Origin of the sequence: Pseudolysinimonas sp., assembly GCF_051954455.1 — a bacterium.
Classification (GTDB): Bacteria; Actinomycetota; Actinomycetes; order Actinomycetales; family Microbacteriaceae; genus Pseudolysinimonas.
On record NZ_JBQCHS010000014.1, the window covers coordinates 96,604 to 114,603 of the forward strand.

Here is an 18,000-nt window from a genome sequence, read left to right on the forward strand (position 1 = left end):
CCCTCCGGCGTCCCCAGCCCTACGCCCGGACCTTCTCGCGCATCTCGATCGTCTCGATCTCGTCCCCGACCTGGATGTCGTTGAACTTCCCGAGCCCGATTCCGGCCTCGAAGTCCGTGCGGACCTCGGTGACGTCGTCCTTGAACCGCCGCAGCGACTCGATGGCGAGGTTGTCGCCGACGACGACGCCGTCGCGGATGACCCGCGCCTTGGCGTTGCGGGTGATCGTGCCCGACCGGACGATGACACCGGCGATGTTGCCGAACTTCGACGACCGGAAGATCTCGCGGATCTCGGCGACGCCCGACTGCACCTCCTCGTACTCCGGCTTGAGCATGCCCTTCAGCGACGACTCGATGTCCTCGAGCGCGGCGTAGATCACGGAGTAGAACCGGACGTCGATGCCCTCGCGCTGGGCGCGCTCGCGCGCCTTCACGTCGGGGCGGACGTTGAACCCGATGACGATCGCGTTGTCGATCGTCGCGAGGTCGATGTCCGACTCCGTGACCGCACCCACACCGCGGTGCAGGATGCGCAGCTGGACGCTGTCGTCGATCTCGATCTTGAGCAGGGCCTCCTCGAGCGCCTCGACGGCACCGGAGACGTCGCCCTTGATGATGAGGTTGAGCGACTCGACCTTGCCCTCTTCGAGAGCGCGGGTGAAGTCCTCGAGCGAGATGCGCTTGCGGGCCTTGGCCAGCTGGGCGTTGCGCTCGACGGCCTCGCGCTTCTCGGCGATCTGCCGGGCCGTACGGTCCTCCTCGGTGACGAGGAAGGTGTCGCCGGCGCGCGGCACGGTCGACAGACCCTGCACCTGCACCGGGCGGGAGGGCCAGGCCTCCTCGACCGCGTCCCCGTTCTCGTCGTGCATCGCACGGACGCGGCCGTAGGCCGTCCCCGCGACGATCGCGTCGCCGACGCGCAGCGTGCCGGACTGGATGAGCACGGTCGCGACCGCACCGCGGCCCTTGTCGAGCTTGGCCTCGATCGCGACGCCGCGGGCGTCCTTGTTCGGGTTGGCCCGCAGGTCGAGCCCGGCGTCGGCGGTCAGCAGGACCGCGTCGAGCAGCTCGGTGATGCCCTTGCCCTGGATCGCGGAGACGTCGACGAACATCGTGTCGCCGCCGAACTCCTCGGCCACGAGGCCGAACTCGGTGAGCTGCTGGCGGACGCGGGCGGGGTTGGCGCCCTCCTTGTCGACCTTGTTGACCGCGACCACGATCGGCACCTCGGCCGCCTGCATGTGGTTCAGGGCCTCCACCGTCTGCGGCATGATGCCGTCGTCGGCGGCGACCACGAGGATCGCGATGTCCGACACCTGCGCACCGCGGGCGCGCATGGCGGTGAACGCCTCGTGACCCGGGGTGTCGATGAAGGTGATGGCGCGCTCGATGCCGTCGTGCTCGGTCCACACCTGGTAGGCGCCGATGTGCTGGGTGATGCCGCCGGCCTCGCCCGCGACCACGTTGGTCTGGCGGATCGCGTCGAGGAGGCGCGTCTTTCCGTGGTCGACGTGGCCGACGACGGTCACGACGGGCGGACGGATCTCGAGATCCGCGTCGTCCTCGTCCTCGAGCTCCTGCTCCAGGTCGAGCCCGAAGCCCTCGAGGAGCTCCTTGTCCTCGTCCTCGGGCGAGACGACCTGGATCTTGTAGCCCAGCTCGCCGCCGAGGATCTCGAACGTCGACTCGTCCAGCGACTCGGTGGCGGTGGCCATCTCGCCGAGCTGGAAGAGGATCGTGACCAGGTTGCCCGGCTGCACGCTGTAGCCGGTCAGGCTCTCGATCTTCTCCGCGAAGTCGACGATCGAGGCGCCGCGTCGCATGCGGATGACGGTGGTGCCGTCGCCGCGCGGGACGCTGACGCCGCCGATGGTCGGGGCATCGCGCATCTCGAATTCGGCGCGCTTCGTCCGCTTCGACTTGCGGGCACGGCTCTTGCCGCCACCGCGACCGAAGGCGCCCGCGGTGCCGCCGCCGGGACCGCGGCCGCGACCGCCGCCTCCGCCGGGACGTCCGGCGTAGCCGCCCGTGGGGCCGCCGCCGGGTCGCTGGAAACCGCCGCCGGCGCCGCCCGGACGACCGGGGCCGCCGGGACGCTGCTGGAACGGTGCGCCGGGACGACCGGGGCCGCCGGGACGCGGGGCGCCGGGACGCGGCGCACCCGGGCGCGGGGCGCCGGGACGCGGGGCGGCCGGACGCGGGATGCCCGCGCCGCCGCCCGGACGCGGCATGCCCGGCGTCGACGAGCACGGGTTGTTGCCGGGGCGCGGGGCGCCGGGGCGCGACATGCCCTGGCTCGACGCGTACGGGTTGGTGCCCGGGCGGGGAGCGCCGGGGCGCGGACCGCCGGGGGTGGCCGGACGCGCGGGCGCCTCCGCACTCGCCGCGGCGGGCTGCTGCGGCGCGGCGGGCGCCGCGGGAGCGTTCGGCGCCGACGTGGCGGGGGCCTCGGCCGGGGCTGAGGCCGCAGCGGGGGCCGGGGCGGGCGCGGGGGCCGCCGGCCGCGCGGGGCCGGGCTTGGCGGCGGGCGCCGCCGGCGCGGCGGACTTCGCCGCCACCTTCACGCTCGGGTCCGACTCGAGCGCCGCCTTCAGGCGACGCGCGACGGGCGGCGCGATGCTCGACGAAGCGCTCTTGACGAACTCGCCCATGTCCTTGAGCTTGTCGAGAGCGATCTTGCTGTCGATGCCGAGCTCGGCAGCGACTTCATGCACACGTGGGTTGGCCACATTTCTCCTGTCCGGGATCCGCTCCCAGGTCAGGAGCGGACGTCAGTGGGTGAGGGGACTCATTTCGAGCCGCTCATGACTGGTCCATAGCCGTTTCAACCTTCTGGTCGGATGACATGTCGAGACCCGGCTCCTCGCGGAGCCCGGTCGCATCGAGGTCCGCCTCCCGGAGCGCCCGGCCGAAGGCCTTGCGCTGGAGGGCTTTGTCGACGCACGCGGAGCTGCGATGCAGCCACGCGCCCCGCCCGGGAAGCCGCGCCGCGGCATCCACCGCGACCCGGCCGTCGCGCGCCACGACCCTCACGAGTGAGGAGCGGGGAGCACGCTGCCGGCAACCCAGGCAGGTTCTGACGGGTTCCATTCTAGCCCCCTTCCCGGGAAGAGGCTCAGGACTCCATCACCGAGTCGGGCTGGATGTCGATGCGCGCGCCCGTCAGCTTCGCGGCGAGACGCGCATTCTGGCCCTCCTTGCCGATGGCGAGCGAGAGCTGGTAGTCGGGGACGAGCGCGCGGACGGCCTTCGTCGCCTCGTCGACGACGAACGCGCTGGAGACCTTCGCGGGGCTCAGCGCGTTGGCGACGAAGGTGGGCAGGTCGTCCGACCAGTCGACGATGTCGATCTTCTCGTCGCGCAGCTCGCTCGTGACGGCGCGCACGCGCTGGCCGAGCTCGCCGATCGCGGCGCCCTTGGCGTTGATGCCCGGCTGCGTCGCGCGGACCGCGATCTTGGTCCGGTGGCCGGCCTCGCGCGCGAGGCTCGTGATCTCGACGGCGCCCGACGCGATCTCCGGCACCTCGAGGGCGAAGAGCTTGCGCACGAGACCCGGGTGGGTGCGGCTGACCGTGATCGACGGTCCCTTGAGGCCCTTGCTGACGCTCGTGACGTAGACCCGGATGCGGGTGCCGTGCGCGTAGTCCTCGCCGGGCACCTGCTCCTCGGGGGGCAGGATCGCCTCCACCGTGCCGAGGTCGATGTGGATCATCCGCGGGTTCGGACCCTGCTGGATGACGCCCGCGACGATGTCGCCCTCACGGTTGCGGAACTCCCCCAGGACCTTGTCGTCGCCGATGTCGCGCAGGCGCTGGTTGATGACCTGCTTGGCCGCGAACGCGGAGATGCGGCCGAAGCCGTCGGGGTCGTCGACCGCCTCGCCGATCTTCTCGCCGTTCTCGTCCAGCTCGGGGACGTAGACGGTGACGTGACCGGTCTTGCGGTCGAGCTCGACGCGCGCGCCCGACTCCGGGGTCGTGTCGGTGTGCTTCAGGTAGGCGGTGAGGATCGCCTGCTCGATGATCGTGACGAGCTCCTCGAAGGGGATCTCGCGCTCGCGCTCCATGAGCCGGAGCATGGTGAGGTCGATGTCCACGAGGGCCTCCGCTATTGAGATCTCACCCCGTCGGCGCGACCGGGGCATCCGACGATCTTAGCGAGCGCGAGACCCGCGCGCGCGGGGCGTAGCGTCGGACGGGTGACCGGGACCATGTTCGCGCGACGCGTCGTCATCACCGGCCTCGGCGGACTGACGCCCGTCGGCGCCACCATGCCCTCGACGTGGGAGGCCCTGCTCGCCGGGCGCTCCGGCATCGGGCCCATCACCCGCTTCGACGCCTCCGACCTGCCGGTGCGCATCGCCGGCGAGATCCCCGACTTCGACCCGCTGCAGGTCATGTCGCAGAAGCAGGCGAACCGGTCGGCCCGGTTCGCGCAGCTGGCGGTGGCCGCTGCCCGGGAGAGCGTCGCGGACGCCGGTCTCGACCTCGAGCGTGAGGACCCGGCCCGCATCGGCGCGGCGATGAACACCGCGGTCGCGGGCATGGGCGAGATCGCGGGGGCGGAGGACGCACGGGCGGACGGCGGATGGCGGGCGGTCGCGTCCACCTTCGTCCCCTCGGTGATCCCCAACATGCCGGCGAGCCACGTCTCCATGGCGCTCGGGCTGCACGGCCCGGTGACGGCGGCGGCGCTCGCCTGCGCCTCGGGCAACTACGCGGTGCTCGATGCGGCACGGATGATCGCGGCGGATGAGGCCGACGTCATGATCGCGGGCGGCAGCGACGCGTCGATCGGGCCCCTCATGTTCTCGGGACTGTCGATGATGGGCGCGCTCTCGCGCAACAACGACCACCCGACGGAGGCATCGCGGCCGTTCGACGCCGACCGGGACGGATTCGTGTACGGCGAGGGCGCGGTGGCTCTCGTGGTGGAGTCGCTCGAGCACGCGACGGCGCGGGGCGCGACGATCTACGCGGAGGTGCTCGGCGGCGCCCTGACCTCGGACGGCTTCCACATCGCCGCGCCGGAGCCGAGCGGCCGGTACGCCGCCGCCGCCATCGCCGGTGCGCTGTCGCGCAGCGGACTCGCCCCGCAGGACGTCGGCACGTCGACCAAGGCCAACGACCGCACCGAGACCATGGCGATCCGGTCGGCATTCGGGGACGCCGCCGACCGCGTCGCGATCAGCTCGCCGAAATCGATGGTCGGCCATCTCATCGGTGGCGCCGGGGCGCTGTCGCTCGCGGTGTGCGCGCTCGCCATCCGCGACCAGACGGTCCCGCCGACCATCAACCTGCACACCCCGGACGCCGAGTGCGACCTCGACTACGTGCCGAACACCGCGCGCGAGATGCCGGTGCGCGTGGCCCTCACCAACGCCTTCGGGTTCGGGGGCCAGAACTGCGTGGTCGCGATCGCCGCGTTCACAGGCTGAGGAAGCGTCCGGCCGCCAGGTCGTCGGCGGCCTCCCGCTTCTTCAGATAGTGCACCTTCTTGCCGGTCGCGTTGAACGGGATCTCCTCCGCCGCGATGAACCGGAACAGCCGCGGCCGCTTGTATCGCGCCAGCAACGGGTGCCGCGTGAGGTAGGCGTCGAGCTCCGCCACCGCGTCACGGTCGTCCTCCGGCAATCCGCCCGCTTGGCGCACGACGTACACCGCCACCAGCTCGCCCCATTCGGCGTCGGGCACGCCCACGACGATGGAGTCCGCGACCCCGGGGTGCTCACCGAGCGCGCCCTCGATCTGGACGGGGTGCACGTTCTCGCCGCCGGAGATGATCATGTCGTCCTTGCGCCCCACGATCGTCACCGCCTCGTTCTCGTCCCAGGTGGCCAGGTCGCCCGGGTAGAACCAGCCGTTGCGGAACTTCTCGGCCTCGGCCTCCGCGTTGCCGAGGTACGAGTAGCCGGACTTCACCGTGCGCGTGGCGAACTCGCCCACCGTACGGCCGTCCTTCGGCACCTGGTCGCCGGCATCCGCGAGCCGATCGGGGTAGGTGGCGACGACGGCGACATCGTCGTCGGTCGACGCGCGTCCCGTCGACCCGGCGCCGTCCGGCAGGTCCTCGGGGCGCAGGAACGTGTTCCAGAAGGTCTCACTCGTGCCGTACCCGTTGAAGATCCGCGGTGTGAGCACGCGCTGGAAGCGCAGGGCCGCCGCCCGGTCGAGCGGGGCGCCCATGGTGACGATGCCCTTGAGGCTCGAGAGGTCGCGGGCACGGGCCTCCTGCGCGTCGGCGAGCCGGAACAGCGTGGCGGGCGCGCCGATCAGGTAGGTGAGCCGCAGGCGCTCCGCGAGATCGAGGACCACGTCGGGGTCGAAGCTCCGCAGCGTCACCGACTCGGCGCCGACGTAGAGCACCGGGTTCGGGCCGCCCGAGTACAGCCCGCCGCGGTGGAACAGCGGCGTCATGTTGAGCGTGCGGTCGTAGGGGCTGAGCGGGAAGTGCATGATGACGTCGTGCGCGGACATCACCTCGACGAGGGAGGGCAGCGGCACCGGCTTCGGCATCCCGGTCGTGCCCGAGGTGTACAAGCGGGTCACCTCGTCGTAGACCGACGCGGGGGGCAGCCCGTGCTGCAGCCCCGCGAGCTCGTCGTCGGTCAGCGGATCGGCGGTCAGCAGTTCCTCGAAGCCGATCGACCCCTCGACGCGCTCCCCGTCGCCGACCGCGACGAGCAGCGCGGGCGTGATGCGGGCGTAGGAGAGCGCCTCCGCGATCGCCGACGTGCGCTCGGTGTCGTAGACGAGCACCGCCGGGCGCGCATCGTCGACGATGTAGGCGACCTCGCCGGGAGCGAGGCGGTAGTTCGTGGGTGAGAAGATCCCGCGGAGGGTGTGCGCTGCCGGGTAGAGGATCGCGAACTCGGGCCCGTTGAACAGCTCCGCCATGATGAGTCGGTTCGCCCCCACGCCGCGACGGAACAACCCGCCCGCGACCCGTCGGACCGCGTCCCCGAACTGCGCGTAGGTCCAGCTGCGCCCGGTCGCCGGCTCGCTGACGGCCACGCGGTTGGCGAAGCGGTGGACGTTCCGCTCGACGCCGGCGAGGTAGGTGAAGCGATGCTCGAAGACGTCCCGGAGCGCGGTCGGGTCGTAGCGCCCCGTCTGGTCGAAGGCCGCGTCCTCCGCGGCGAGCCCGCGCAGGCTCTGATCGTTCTCGATGGGCATGCGGCCTCCCGGGTCCGAGTCGGAGTGAGGTGCGTATCCGGGGCGGCCTGCGGGCGGCTTCGAGAGCACGCGACGACGCGCGGCGGGTCTCGGGTACTGCTCGTGTCAGACTACGCCGCTCAGAAGCCGAGGCGGCCGAGCTGCTTCGGGTCGCGCTGCCACTCCTTCGCGACCTTGACGCGGAGCGAGAGGAAGACCTGACGGCCGACGAGCGGCTCGATCGCGGCGCGGGCGCGAGCGCCGACGTCTTGGAGGCGTGAGCCGCCGCGGCCGATGATGATGCCCTTCTGGCTGTCGCGTTCGACCCACAGGTTCGCGTAGATCTCGACCAGGTCGCGGTCCTCGCGCTCGACCAGGTCGTCGACCGTGACGGCGAGGGAGTGCGGGAGCTCGTCGCTGACGCCCTCCAACGCGGCCTCGCGGATGAGCTCCGCGATCCGGGTCTCGAGCGACTCGTCGGTCACGGCCTCGTCGGGGTAGAGCGCCGGCGACTCCGGCAGCAGCTTGACGAGCTCGGTCGTGAGCACGTCGAGCTGGACCCGGGTGGGCGCCGACACGGGGATGACGGCCTCCCACTCCCGCAGCGCGCTCACCGCGAGCAACCGCTCCGCCACCATCCCCTTGGGGGCGGCGTCGACCTTGGTGACGATCGCGACCTTCTTGGCGCGCGGGAACGCGTCGAGCTGTTCGTTGATGAACCGGTCGCCGGGGCCGAGCTTCTCGTCCGCCGGAACGCAGAACCCGATGACGTCGACGTCGCCGAGCGTCGCCGAGACGACGGCGTTCAGCCGCTCGCCGAGCAGCGTCCGCGGACGGTGGATCCCGGGGGTGTCGACGATCACGAGCTGGCCGCCGGGCGCGTGCACGATCCCGCGGATCGCGTGGCGCGTGGTCTGCGGCTTCGACGAGGTGATCGCCACCTTCTCGCCCACGAGGGCGTTGGTGAGCGTCGACTTGCCGACGTTCGGACGCCCGACGAACGAGACGAATCCCGCCCGGAAGACCTCGGGTTCAGTCACGATGCTCCACCTCCGCGCGTTCGGCCCGCCGCCGCTCCTGGAAGGCGAGCAGGTCGGGCGTCGCCTCGACACGTACGGCGAGGAGTCGCCGGCGCTCGACCCGGTCGGCCGTCAGTCGGAGGCCGGAGACGACCACGGTGTCACCGCGCAGCGGCAGCCGCCCGAGCGCCTTGCCCATGAGCCCGCCGACGGAGTCGACGTCGTCGTCGTCCAGGTCGATGCCGTAGAGGTCGCCGAGCTCGTCGGTCGCGAGCCGGGCGCTGACCCGGTAGTGCCCCTCCCCCAGATCGACCACGTCCTTCAGCTCGCGGTCGTACTCGTCCGAGATGTCGCCGACCAGCTCCTCGATGAGGTCCTCGAGCGTGACGAGCCCCGCGATCCCGCCGTACTCGTCGACCACCATCGCGAGGTGGTTCGACGCGCGCTGCATGTCGCGCAGGGTGTCGTCGGCCTTCTTCGACTCCGGCACGAACATCGCGGGCTTCGCGAGCTCCCGCACCAGAGTCGCCCTGGCGTCCTTGCGCGCCTCGTGCGCGAGCCGCGCGACGTCGCGGAGGTAGAGCACGCCGATCACGTCGTCGGCGTCCTTGCCGATGACCGGCATGCGCGACACGCCGGTGCGGAGGAACTGGTCCATCGCCGCGAAGACCGTCACGTCGTCGTCGACGGTCACCATGTCGGTGCGCGGGAGCATGACCTCGCGGACGACGGTGTCGCCCCACTCGAAGATCGAGTGGATGAGCTCGCGGTCGTCCTCCTCGAGAACGTCGAGCTCGGTCGCCTCGTCGACCATCGAGAGCAGCTGCTCCTCGCTCGAGAACGTGGCCGCCGCGGGTCGGCCGGGCGTCACCCGGCGCCCGAGCGCCACGAGCACGTCGGCGAGCGGTCCCAGCACGACGCGCGAGGCCCGCACCACGGGCGCGGCGAACAGCAGGATGCCGCGGGCGTGCGCGCGCCCCACCGACCGCGGGCTCGACCCCACGAGCACGAACGAGACCGTGATCATCATGAGACCGCTGACGAGCAGCGTCCACCACCACTCGTCGCCGAACACCGTGGCCCACACGAGCGTGACCAGCACCGCGGCCGCCGTCTCCGACGTGACGCGCACGAAGTTGACGGCGTTGACGTGCTCGGCGATGTCGCCGGCGATCCCGAGCAGCGATCGCCGGGTGCGCCGCCCCTCCGCGAGCTCGACGATGTCGGCCCGACTCAGCACGCCGAGCGCCGCATCCGCCGCCGCGAGCAGGCCGCCGAACGCGACGAGCGCCACGGCCGCGACGATGAAGACGGGGATCACGTGACGCCTCCGGAGGCCCGGCCTGTGAAGGTCTCGATACGCGGCACCGCCGCTACTCGACCCGCATCACCCAGGGCGGGGCGGGCGATCCGGTTCGCGGACGCTGGCCGGGTCTGGCGGGCGCATCGCGAAGCGATGCGCGGGATGCGTCCGCGAACCGGATCGCCCGTCGCGGCCGTCCCCACCACCTACCGCTTCCGCTCGGCGAGCGTGAACCCGACGAGGATGTCGCGCTGGACGCCGAACATCTCGCGCTCGTCCTCCGGCTCCGCGTGGTCGAACCCGAGGAGGTGCAGGATCCCGTGCGCGGTGAGCAGCTCCAGCTCGTCGAGCGTCGAGTGCCCCGCCTCCTTCGCCTGGGCGATGGCGACCTGCGGGCAGAGCACGATGTCGCCGAGGAGCCCGGCCGGCGTGATGTCGTCGTCGGTGCCCGGACGCAGCTCGTCCATCGGGAACGAGAGCACGTCGGTCGGCCCCGGCTCGTCCATCCACTGCACGTGCAGCTGCTCCATGGCGGCCTCGTCGACGAGGAGGATCGCGAGGTCGGCATCCGGGTGGACGCGCAGGTGGTCGAGGGCGAAGGTCGCGAGGCGCAGCAGGGCGGACTCGTCGACCTCGACGCCGGACTCGTTGGTGATCTCGATGCTCATGCGGTGCGGTTCCTCGTCAGCGGTCGCGGCGGGGCTTGCGGTCCTGGGGAGCGCGGCTCGGGTTCTGGGGGCCGAGCCCGGCGCGCCGTTCGGCGCGGTTGGCGCCGTCGCGGTTCTCGTAGGCGCGGGCCTGCCGCTCGGCGTCGTACTTCGTGTAGGCGTCGACGATGCGGCCGACGAGCGAGTGGCGGACCACGTCCTCCGAACCGAGACGGGCGAAGTGGATGTCGTCCATCCCCTCGAGGATCCGCGAGACGAGCTGCAGGCCCGAGGCGCCGGTCGGCAGGTCGACCTGCGTGATGTCGCCGGTGACCACCATCCGTGTGCCGAACCCGAGACGGGTGAGGAACATCTTCATCTGCTCGGGGGTCGTGTTCTGGGCCTCGTCGAGCACCACGAACGCGTTGTTGAGGGTGCGGCCGCGCATGTAGGCGAGGGGTGCGACCTCGACGGTGCCCGAGGCGAGGAGCTTCGGCACGATCTCCGGATCCATCATCTCGTTGAGCGCGTCGTAGAGCGGCCGCAGGTAGGGGTCGATCTTGTCGGTCAGCGTGCCGGGGAGGAACCCGAGCCGCTCCCCCGCCTCGATCGCCGGGCGCGACAGGATGATCCGCTCGACCTCCTTGCGCTGCAGCGCCTGCACGGCCTTGGCCATCGCGAGGTAGGTCTTGCCGGTGCCGGCCGGGCCGATCCCGAACACGATCGTGTTCTGGTCGATCGCGTCGACGTACGCCTTCTGCCCCATGGTCTTCGGGCGGATCGACTTGCCCCGGCTGGTGAGGATCGCCTGGCTGAGCACCTCGGCGGGGCTGCCCTCGCCTCGCTCGAGGATGCGGCGGGAGCTGGTCACGTCGGTGTCGCCGAGGTCGACCCCGTTGCGCACCATCTGCACGAGCTCGCGGACGAGTCGCTCGGCGGCGTGCACCTGATCCGCGGGGCCCTCGAGGGTGACGTGGTTGCCGCGGACGGCGACCACGACGTCCGGGTACTCGTGCTCGAGCGTCGTGAGCAGCCGGTCCTGCGGGCCGAGCAGCCGCACCATCGCGACGCCGTCGACCTCCAGCTCGGCGCGGCCGGTGCCGCCCGCCGCGTCGCCGATCGGTCGGTCGTCAGAGCTCGCTGCCAAGGGATCCTTCCTGAAGCCCGGTGCCCAGCACGTGCGCGTGCACGTGGAAGACGGTCTGGCCGGCATCCTCGCCGGTGTTGAAGATGAGACGGTAGTCGCCGCCGGTGCGCTCGGTGGCCAGATCCTGGGCGACCGCGACGATGTCGGCGAGGAGCTGCGGGTCGCCCGCGGCGAGCGCCGCGACGTTCTCGTACTCCGCGGTCTTCGGCACGACGAGCAGGTGCACGGGCGCCTTGGGCGCGATGTCGGTGATCGCGATGATCCGGTCGTCCTCGTAGAGGATGTCGGCCGGGATCTCGCGCGCGACGATCCGCTCGAAGACGGTGGGCTCTGCCATGCCCTCCAGTCTACGGAGGGGGGCCGATCGTCGGCCGGGTGACGCCGTCGGGGCGATTCGTCGCATGCGGCCGCTCCGTCCGGACCGCCCGGCTCAGGTGCGGGGCGGGGCGGTCGATTCGCGAACGACGAGGCGGGTCGGGATCGGCCTCTCCGGCGAATCCAGCGGCGCGCCCTCGATGACGGCGAGGACGCGGTCCATCGTGAGCGCGCCGAGCGCCTCGAAGTCCTGCCGGATGGTGGTGAGGGGCGGCGAGTAGTACCCGGCCTCGGGGATGTCGTCGAATCCGACGACGCTGACCACGTCGGGCACGCGGTGCCCGCGCGCACGGAGCGCCGCGATCACCCCCAGCGCCATCTGGTCGTTCGCGACGAACACCGCGGTCCGTCCGGGCTCGACCGGAAGGATCATCCCCGCCGCGTGGCCGCTCGCGGCCGACCAGTCGCCGTCGATGCGGAGTCCGGGGGGCGCGCCGGCGGCCGAGAGCTCCGCGACCCAGCCGCGCACGCGCTCCACGGCGTCCGGATTGCGCGGAGGTCCGGCGATGTGGGCGACCGTGTCGTAGCCGAGGCCGAGCAGATGCCGCGTGGCGAGGCGCGCCCCGCCGTACTGGTCGATGGAAACCGACCGGGGATGCGGGGTCTCCTCCGCCGCGATGATCACGAGGGGAGCGCCGGCCGCGTGATCGCGGGCGAGGTCGGCGACCGCGATGTCGACGGCGACGAGGACCATCGCCTCGACGTTCTGCCGGAGGAGCGACTCGATCGCCGCCCGCACCGAGCCGGGCTGCGCGTCGGCGAGCGTGGTCGTGACGACGGTGTAGCGCGCCGCGGCCGCGGCCTCCCCGACCGCGAGGGCCAGCATCGACGGGCCGTAGTCGGCGCTGCGGTTGGTGATGAGGCCGATCGTGCGGGAGCGCTTCGTCACCAGCGCCCGGGCAGCCGAGGACGGCCGGTAGTGGAGCTGCCGGATCGCCTCGTCGACGCGGGCCCGCGTCGCCGCCTTCACGTTGGGATGCGCGTTGATGACGCGCGAGACGGTCTGATGCGAGACCCCCGCAAGGCGGGCGACGTCGAAGATGTTGGCGCTGCGGGGCGCTCCGGGCTCAGTCATCGTCGCCGCCTCCCTGCGCGATGAGCGCGAGGAGCTGGTCGGGGGTGAGCTGCTCGCCGTCGACCACGCCGACGACCTCGCGCTCGCGCAGCACCACGATGCGGTCGCTCAATCGCAGCACCTCCTCCAGTTCCGCTGAGATGAACACGACCGACATGCCGTTCTCCGCCAGCGACACGATCTGACGCTGGATCTCGGCCTTCGCCCCGACGTCGATCCCGCGCGTCGGCTCGTCGAGGATGAGGAGCCGCGGCGCGAGCGCGAGCCACCGGGCCAGCAGCACCTTCTGCTGGTTGCCGCCGGACAGCGTGCCGGCGGCCGCGTCCGGGTCCGCGGGGATGACCCCGAGGGCCTCGATGTAGCTCACGGCCAGCTCGCGCTGCCGTGCGCGCGACATCCGATGCCGCCAGCCGAGCTGCCCCTGCAGACCGAGCAGGATGTTCTCCAGGACGGTCAGCTGCCCGATGATCCCCTCGGACTTCCGGTCCTCCGAGGAGTAGACCGCCCCGGCCGAGATCGCCGCTCGGGGCGACGTCGCCCGGAGCGCCCGCCCCTCGACGCGGAGGCTGCCGCGATCGGGGCGGTCCACGCCGGCGAGGAGCCGGGCGGCATCGGTGCGACCCGACCCGAGGAGCCCCGCGAACCCCACGATCTCCCCCTCGCGCACGACGAGGTCGAAGGGCGCGATCCGCGGTGCGCGCCCGAGACCGGTCGCCTCGGCGACCACACGGGCGTCGCCGCCCTGCTCCTCACGATCCCGATCGTCGAGGTCGTCGAGCGTCGCCGCCGTCGTGCCGAGCATGCGCTCCACGAGCTCGATGCGGAGGATGTCGGACGTCAGGTACTCGCCGACCAGCCGACCGTTCCGGAGGATCGTCAGCCGGTCGGCGATCTCGTAGACCTGCTCGAGGAAATGCGAGATGAAGAGGATCGCGACCCCCTCGCGCTTGAGCGCGCGCATCACCGCGAAGAGCTGAGCGACCTCGTCCTGGTCGAGGCTCGAGGTCGGCTCGTCCAGCACGAGCACGTCGGGGCGTGTCCGGACGGCGCGGGCGATCGCGACGAGCTGCTGGATCGCCGGCGAGTGGCTCCGGAGGGACGACGCCGGATCGATGCGGATCCCGAGGTCCCCGAGCGCGGCATCCGCCATCCGACGCGTCGCGCGCCAGTCGATGCCGCCGAAGCGCCGCGGCTCGTCGCCGAGCATCACGTTCTCGGCGACCGAGAGCTCCGGGATGAGTTCGATCTCCTGGTACACGGCCCCGATGCCGGCGGCGACGGCGTCCGCTGGTCGCGAGAACACCACCGGGCGCCCGCGGAGCAGGATCCGTCCGCCGTCGAGCGCCTGGGCGCCGGTGATGGCCCGGATCAGCGTCGACTTGCCGGCCCCGTTCTCGCCCATCAGCGAGTGGACCTCGCCGGGGAACAGCCGCAGCGAGGCCTTCTCGAGGGCGACCTGGCCGACGAAGCGCACGTCGGCGTCGATCACCTCGAGCACCGGCGCTCCCGGCGATGCGGCGTCACCTGACACGGCCCCGTCCTCACCTCGACCGGACACGAGACTAGCCGCCGAACCGCCGCCTACCGCCGTCGACGAGCGGCGATCGCGCGCTGGAACACCACGAAGATCAGGAGCATCACGCCGATGACGATGTAGGTCCACCACGAGTCGACGCTCATGTAGGTGATGGCGATCTGGATCAGGCCGTAGACGAGCACCCCGACGAGCGAGCCGATGACGTATCCGCTTCCGCCCGTCAGGATCGTCCCGCCGATGACGACGGCGGCGATCGCCTGCAGCTCCATGCCGAGCCCGGCGAGCGGGTTTCCCGACTGGGTGTACGAGGCGAACAGCACACCCGCGATCCCCGCGCACGTCCCGCTGATGAGGTAGACGAGGAACTTCGTGCGGGTCACCGCGAGGCCCATCAGCCGTGCGGACTGCTCGTTGCCGCCGACGGCGTAGACCGTGCGCCCGAATCGCGTGTAGTGGAACACCCAGAACGCGACCGCCACGAGGACCAGCGAGAGCACGACCCCGGGGGTCGTCGTCCAGTCGCCGAACCCCCAGGTCGTCCCGAGCAGCCAGCCGAGCGCCTCGTTGTTGATGGGGAGCGACTTCAGGCTCGTCACGTAGGCGAGGCCGCGGGCGAGGAACATGCCCGCGAGGGAGGCGATGAACGGCTGGATGTCGAAGAACGCCACCATGACGCCCACCACCGCACCGATGACCGTGCCCGAGAGCACCATCAGCGGCAGGACGATCGGGGCCGGCCACCCCGCGGCGAAGAGCTGGGCGCCGAGCAGCCCGCTGAACGCGATGACCGAGCCGACGGAGAGGTCGATCCCGCCGGTCAGGATCACGAACGTCATCCCGACGGCGAGCACGATCAGGTAGGGATTGTTGTCGAACAGCGACGACAGCAGTCGGGGCGACACGAAGTCGCCGAAGACGGCCTGCCCGACGCCGAGCATGAGCACGAGGATCACGCACGCCGCGATGACCGGCAGCCAGGCGTTGAGGCGGTCGCGAAGCGCCCGCGAGCGACCGCCGAACCGGGAGGTCTCCACCGCCGCGGTCACTTGGTCACCGCCGCGGTGGCGTCGAGAGCCGGGCCCACGGCCGGGACGGCCGATCGACGGCGTAGGCCGAGCAAGGCACGCACCCGCTGCGACTGCATGAGGCAGATGACGATCACGACCACGGCCTTGAAGACGGGGGTGACCGCCGGCGGGATGCCGAGGAAGGTGATCGATGTCGTGAGGGTCTGGATGATGAGGACCCCGACCACGGTCCCGGCGATCGAGAATTTCCCGCCGGCCAGCGAGGTGCCGCCGATCACGACTGCGAGGATCGCGTCCACCTCGATGTTGAGGCCCGCGTTGTTGGCGTCGGCGGCCATGATGTTCGAGCTGTAGAGGATGCCCGCCATCCCGGCCAGGAGCCCGGAGATCGCGTAGACCGACCAGATGATGCCGCGCGACTGCACCCCGGCGAGCCGGCTGGCCTCCGGGTTGATGCCCACCGCCTCCATCAGGACTCCGAGCGCCGTGCGGCGCACGACGAGGGCCACGCCCGCGACCACGACGGCCGCGATGAGGAACGCCACCGGCAGGCCCAGGACCACGCCCGAGGCGAAGGTCGCGTAGGGCGCGCTCGTCACCGTGGTGATCTGCCCCTTCGTGATGAGCATCGCGATGCCGCGGCCGGCGAACATCAGCAGCAGCGTGGCGATGATCGGCTGGATGCGGATGACCGACACCAGGAATCCGTTCCACGCCCCGAGCACGAGCGTCACGAGCAGTCCGAGGGCCACGGCGATCGCGACGGTGCCGACGGATCCCGGCTGGGGGGAGGCCTCGATGAACGTCAGCGAGACCGCCCCGGCGACCGCGAGGACCGCGCCGACGGAGAGGTCGATGCCGCGGGTCGCGATGACCAGGGTCATCCCGAGCGCCACCAACATCAGCTGGGAGCTGTTGCGGAGGATGTCGACGGTCGAGCCGTAGAGGGCGCCGTCCTTGATGGTGATGCTGAGGAAGCTCGGCCGGGAGACGGTGTTCAGCGCCACCAGGAGCACGAGGGCGACGACGGGCCAGAAGAGCCGATGGCGCACGATCCGCCGCGCGATCACGCGACCTTCTCCTCGGCGATCACGGCGACGATACGGTCCACGTCGATGTCCTCCTCGTTGACGACTTGGGCGATGATATGCCGGTCCCGGAGGACGTAGATGCGCTGCGAGATCCGCACGACCTCCTCGAGCTCCGACGAGATGAAGAGCACGGCCACGCCCTCGGCGGCGAGGTCGGTGATGGCGCGCTGGATCTCCGCCTTGGCGCCGACGTCGATGCCGCGGGTGGGCTCGTCCAGGATGATGAGCCGCGGCTCGGTGGCCAGCCAGCGGCCGAGCAGCACCTTCTGCTGGTTGCCGCCGGACAGGTTGCGGATGAGCGCCTCGGGGTCGGCGGGCTGGACGCCGAGTGGGCCCATGTACCGCTCCACGATCGCGTCCTGCTGGGTCCGGCTGAGCGGACGCGCCCAGCCGCGCTGCGCCTGCACCGCGAGCACCAGGTTCTCGCGCACGGTGAGGTCACCGATGATGCCCTCGTTGCGCCGATCCTCCGAGGAGAAGGCGATCCGATGGGCGAGCGCGGCGCGGGGGCTGGTGAGGCGGACCGGGCGGCCGTCGACCTCCGCACTGCCGGCGTCGGGGCGGTCCGCCCCGTAGAGCAGGCGGGCGAGCTCGGTGCGCCCCGATCCGAGCAGTCCGGCGAACCCGACGATCTCGCCGGGCCGCAGCTCCACGGAGGCGTCGGTGACGGCGCCCTTGCGGCCGAGGCCCTGGACCCGGAGGACGGGGACCGCGGCGTCAGCGCCCCCGACGTGTTCCGCGCGATCCTCGATCGCCTCGAGCTGCGCGAGCTCTCGACCGAGCATCTTGGCGACGAGCTCGCGCGGGGGCAGCTCGGCGGTCTCGTACTCGCCGACCAGGCGCCCGTTGCGCAGGACGGTGATGCGATCGCAGAGCTCGTAGATCTGGTCGAGGAAGTGGGAGACGAAGAGGACGGCGACGCCGCTGTCGCGCATGCGGCGCACGACCGCGAACAGCTGCTCGACCTCGCCGCGGTCGAGGCTCGAGGTCGGCTCGTCGAGCACGAGGACCGTGCTCTGCGACACGGTGGCGCGGGCGATGGCGATGAGCTGCTGCACCGCGATCGAGTGGGTCGACAGGAGCGACTTCGTGTCGATGTCGAGTCCGAGCACGTCGAGGGCCTCGCGCGCGGCGCGATGGGTGGCCTTCCAGTCGATCCCGACGACGGAACGCACCTCGCGCCCCAGCATGACGTTCTCGCCGACGCTCAGGTTGGTGCAGAGGTTGACCTCCTGGTACACCGTGGCGATGCCCGCGTTCTGGGCGTCCGCGGCGCTGGTGAAGCGTCGGGACTCCCCCGCCACGACGACGCGACCGGCGTCGATCGCGTACACGCCGGTCAGGGCCTTGATGAGCGTCGACTTGCCGGCGCCGTTCTCGCCCATCAGAGCGTGGATCTCCCCGGCACGGAGGACCAGATCGACCCCGTCGAGGGCCTTCACCCCCGGGAAGGCGATGGTGATGTCGCGCAGCTCGGCGACGACCGTTGATGACATGGATGCCCTCGGTTCGGACGCCGCGGCGCCCGCGGATGTGCGTGCCGCGCCGCGGGGAGGGGGGGGTGGGGTAAGTTATGTGGCGGGGGGAGGGGCGGGGGGGGCGCGGGGTGGTGGGAGGCCGGA

At 71.5% G+C, this 18,000-nt stretch carries 15 protein-coding genes; 1 reads left to right on the plus strand and 14 read right to left on the minus strand.

Annotated elements, in window-relative coordinates:
- Window positions 1-19: 19 nt before the first annotated feature.
- The 3 genes from infB to nusA form a co-directional block, all read right to left on the minus strand.
- Window positions 20-2,731 (minus strand): translation initiation factor IF-2, encoded by a 2,712-nt coding sequence (gene infB, locus ACTHM3_RS06175; protein ID WP_440405230.1) that lies wholly within the window; start codon window positions 2,729-2,731, stop codon window positions 20-22.
- Between the two features lie 73 nt (window positions 2,732-2,804).
- Entirely contained in the window at window positions 2,805-3,092 is a 288-nt protein-coding gene (locus ACTHM3_RS06180) for a YlxR family protein (protein WP_440405231.1), read from the minus strand.
- A gap of 25 nt (window positions 3,093-3,117) precedes the next feature.
- Window positions 3,118-4,098 carry a transcription termination factor NusA gene (gene nusA / locus ACTHM3_RS06185; protein ID WP_440405232.1) on the minus strand — a complete coding sequence of 327 codons (981 nt, stop codon included), beginning with the start codon at window positions 4,096-4,098 and terminating at the stop codon, window positions 3,118-3,120.
- Window positions 4,099-4,200: 102 nt separating this feature from the next.
- Between nusA and ACTHM3_RS06190 the strand changes: the two genes are divergently transcribed.
- Window positions 4,201-5,439, plus strand: coding sequence for a beta-ketoacyl-[acyl-carrier-protein] synthase family protein (locus tag ACTHM3_RS06190; protein WP_440405233.1), 1,239 nt, complete (start codon window positions 4,201-4,203; stop codon window positions 5,437-5,439).
- Here the strand turns inward: ACTHM3_RS06190 and ACTHM3_RS06195 are convergent.
- The 11 genes from ACTHM3_RS06195 to ACTHM3_RS06245 all read right to left on the minus strand — a co-directional run bounded on the left by ACTHM3_RS06195 (window position 5,429) and on the right by ACTHM3_RS06245 (window position 17,874).
- Window positions 5,429-7,177 carry a class I adenylate-forming enzyme family protein gene (locus tag ACTHM3_RS06195; protein WP_440405234.1) on the minus strand — a complete coding sequence of 583 codons (1,749 nt, stop codon included), beginning with the start codon at window positions 7,175-7,177 and terminating at the stop codon, window positions 5,429-5,431. The two genes, ACTHM3_RS06190 and ACTHM3_RS06195, sit on opposite strands and share 11 nt — an antisense overlap.
- Before the next feature lie 119 nt (window positions 7,178-7,296).
- The gene (gene era / locus ACTHM3_RS06200) at window positions 7,297-8,196 is read right to left on the minus strand and encodes a GTPase Era (RefSeq protein ID WP_440405235.1); all 900 of its coding nucleotides are present in this window, start codon (window positions 8,194-8,196) and stop codon (window positions 7,297-7,299) included.
- Window positions 8,189-9,493 carry a hemolysin family protein gene (locus tag ACTHM3_RS06205; protein WP_440405246.1) on the minus strand — a complete coding sequence of 435 codons (1,305 nt, stop codon included), beginning with the start codon at window positions 9,491-9,493 and terminating at the stop codon, window positions 8,189-8,191. The genes era and ACTHM3_RS06205 overlap by 8 nt, the downstream gene beginning before the upstream one ends.
- A gap of 191 nt (window positions 9,494-9,684) precedes the next feature.
- Window positions 9,685-10,146: an rRNA maturation RNase YbeY gene (gene ybeY / locus ACTHM3_RS06210; protein WP_440405236.1), complete on the minus strand. Its 462-nt coding sequence runs from the start codon at window positions 10,144-10,146 to the stop codon at window positions 9,685-9,687.
- 16 nt (window positions 10,147-10,162) lie between these two features.
- The gene (locus tag ACTHM3_RS06215) at window positions 10,163-11,272 is read right to left on the minus strand and encodes a PhoH family protein (protein WP_440405237.1); all 1,110 of its coding nucleotides are present in this window, start codon (window positions 11,270-11,272) and stop codon (window positions 10,163-10,165) included.
- The gene (locus ACTHM3_RS06220) at window positions 11,256-11,609 is read right to left on the minus strand and encodes a histidine triad nucleotide-binding protein (protein ID WP_440405238.1); all 354 of its coding nucleotides are present in this window, start codon (window positions 11,607-11,609) and stop codon (window positions 11,256-11,258) included. Before ACTHM3_RS06220 ends, ACTHM3_RS06215 begins: the two co-directional genes overlap by 17 nt.
- Window positions 11,610-11,702: 93 nt before the next feature.
- A complete protein-coding gene (locus ACTHM3_RS06225; RefSeq protein ID WP_440405239.1) occupies window positions 11,703-12,722 on the minus strand; it encodes a LacI family DNA-binding transcriptional regulator in 1,020 nt (339 codons plus the stop codon).
- Window positions 12,715-14,253 (minus strand): sugar ABC transporter ATP-binding protein, encoded by a 1,539-nt coding sequence (locus ACTHM3_RS06230; RefSeq protein WP_440405240.1) that lies wholly within the window; start codon window positions 14,251-14,253, stop codon window positions 12,715-12,717. Before ACTHM3_RS06230 ends, ACTHM3_RS06225 begins: the two co-directional genes overlap by 8 nt.
- A gap of 50 nt (window positions 14,254-14,303) precedes the next feature.
- Window positions 14,304-15,305 (minus strand): ABC transporter permease subunit, encoded by a 1,002-nt coding sequence (locus ACTHM3_RS06235; RefSeq protein ID WP_440405241.1) that lies wholly within the window; start codon window positions 15,303-15,305, stop codon window positions 14,304-14,306.
- Window positions 15,302-16,357, minus strand: coding sequence for an ABC transporter permease (locus ACTHM3_RS06240; RefSeq protein WP_440405242.1), 1,056 nt, complete (start codon window positions 16,355-16,357; stop codon window positions 15,302-15,304). The genes ACTHM3_RS06235 and ACTHM3_RS06240 overlap by 4 nt, the downstream gene beginning before the upstream one ends.
- Window positions 16,354-17,874: a sugar ABC transporter ATP-binding protein gene (locus ACTHM3_RS06245; RefSeq protein ID WP_440405243.1), complete on the minus strand. Its 1,521-nt coding sequence runs from the start codon at window positions 17,872-17,874 to the stop codon at window positions 16,354-16,356. The genes ACTHM3_RS06240 and ACTHM3_RS06245 overlap by 4 nt, the downstream gene beginning before the upstream one ends.
- Window positions 17,875-18,000: the final 126 nt, after the last annotated feature.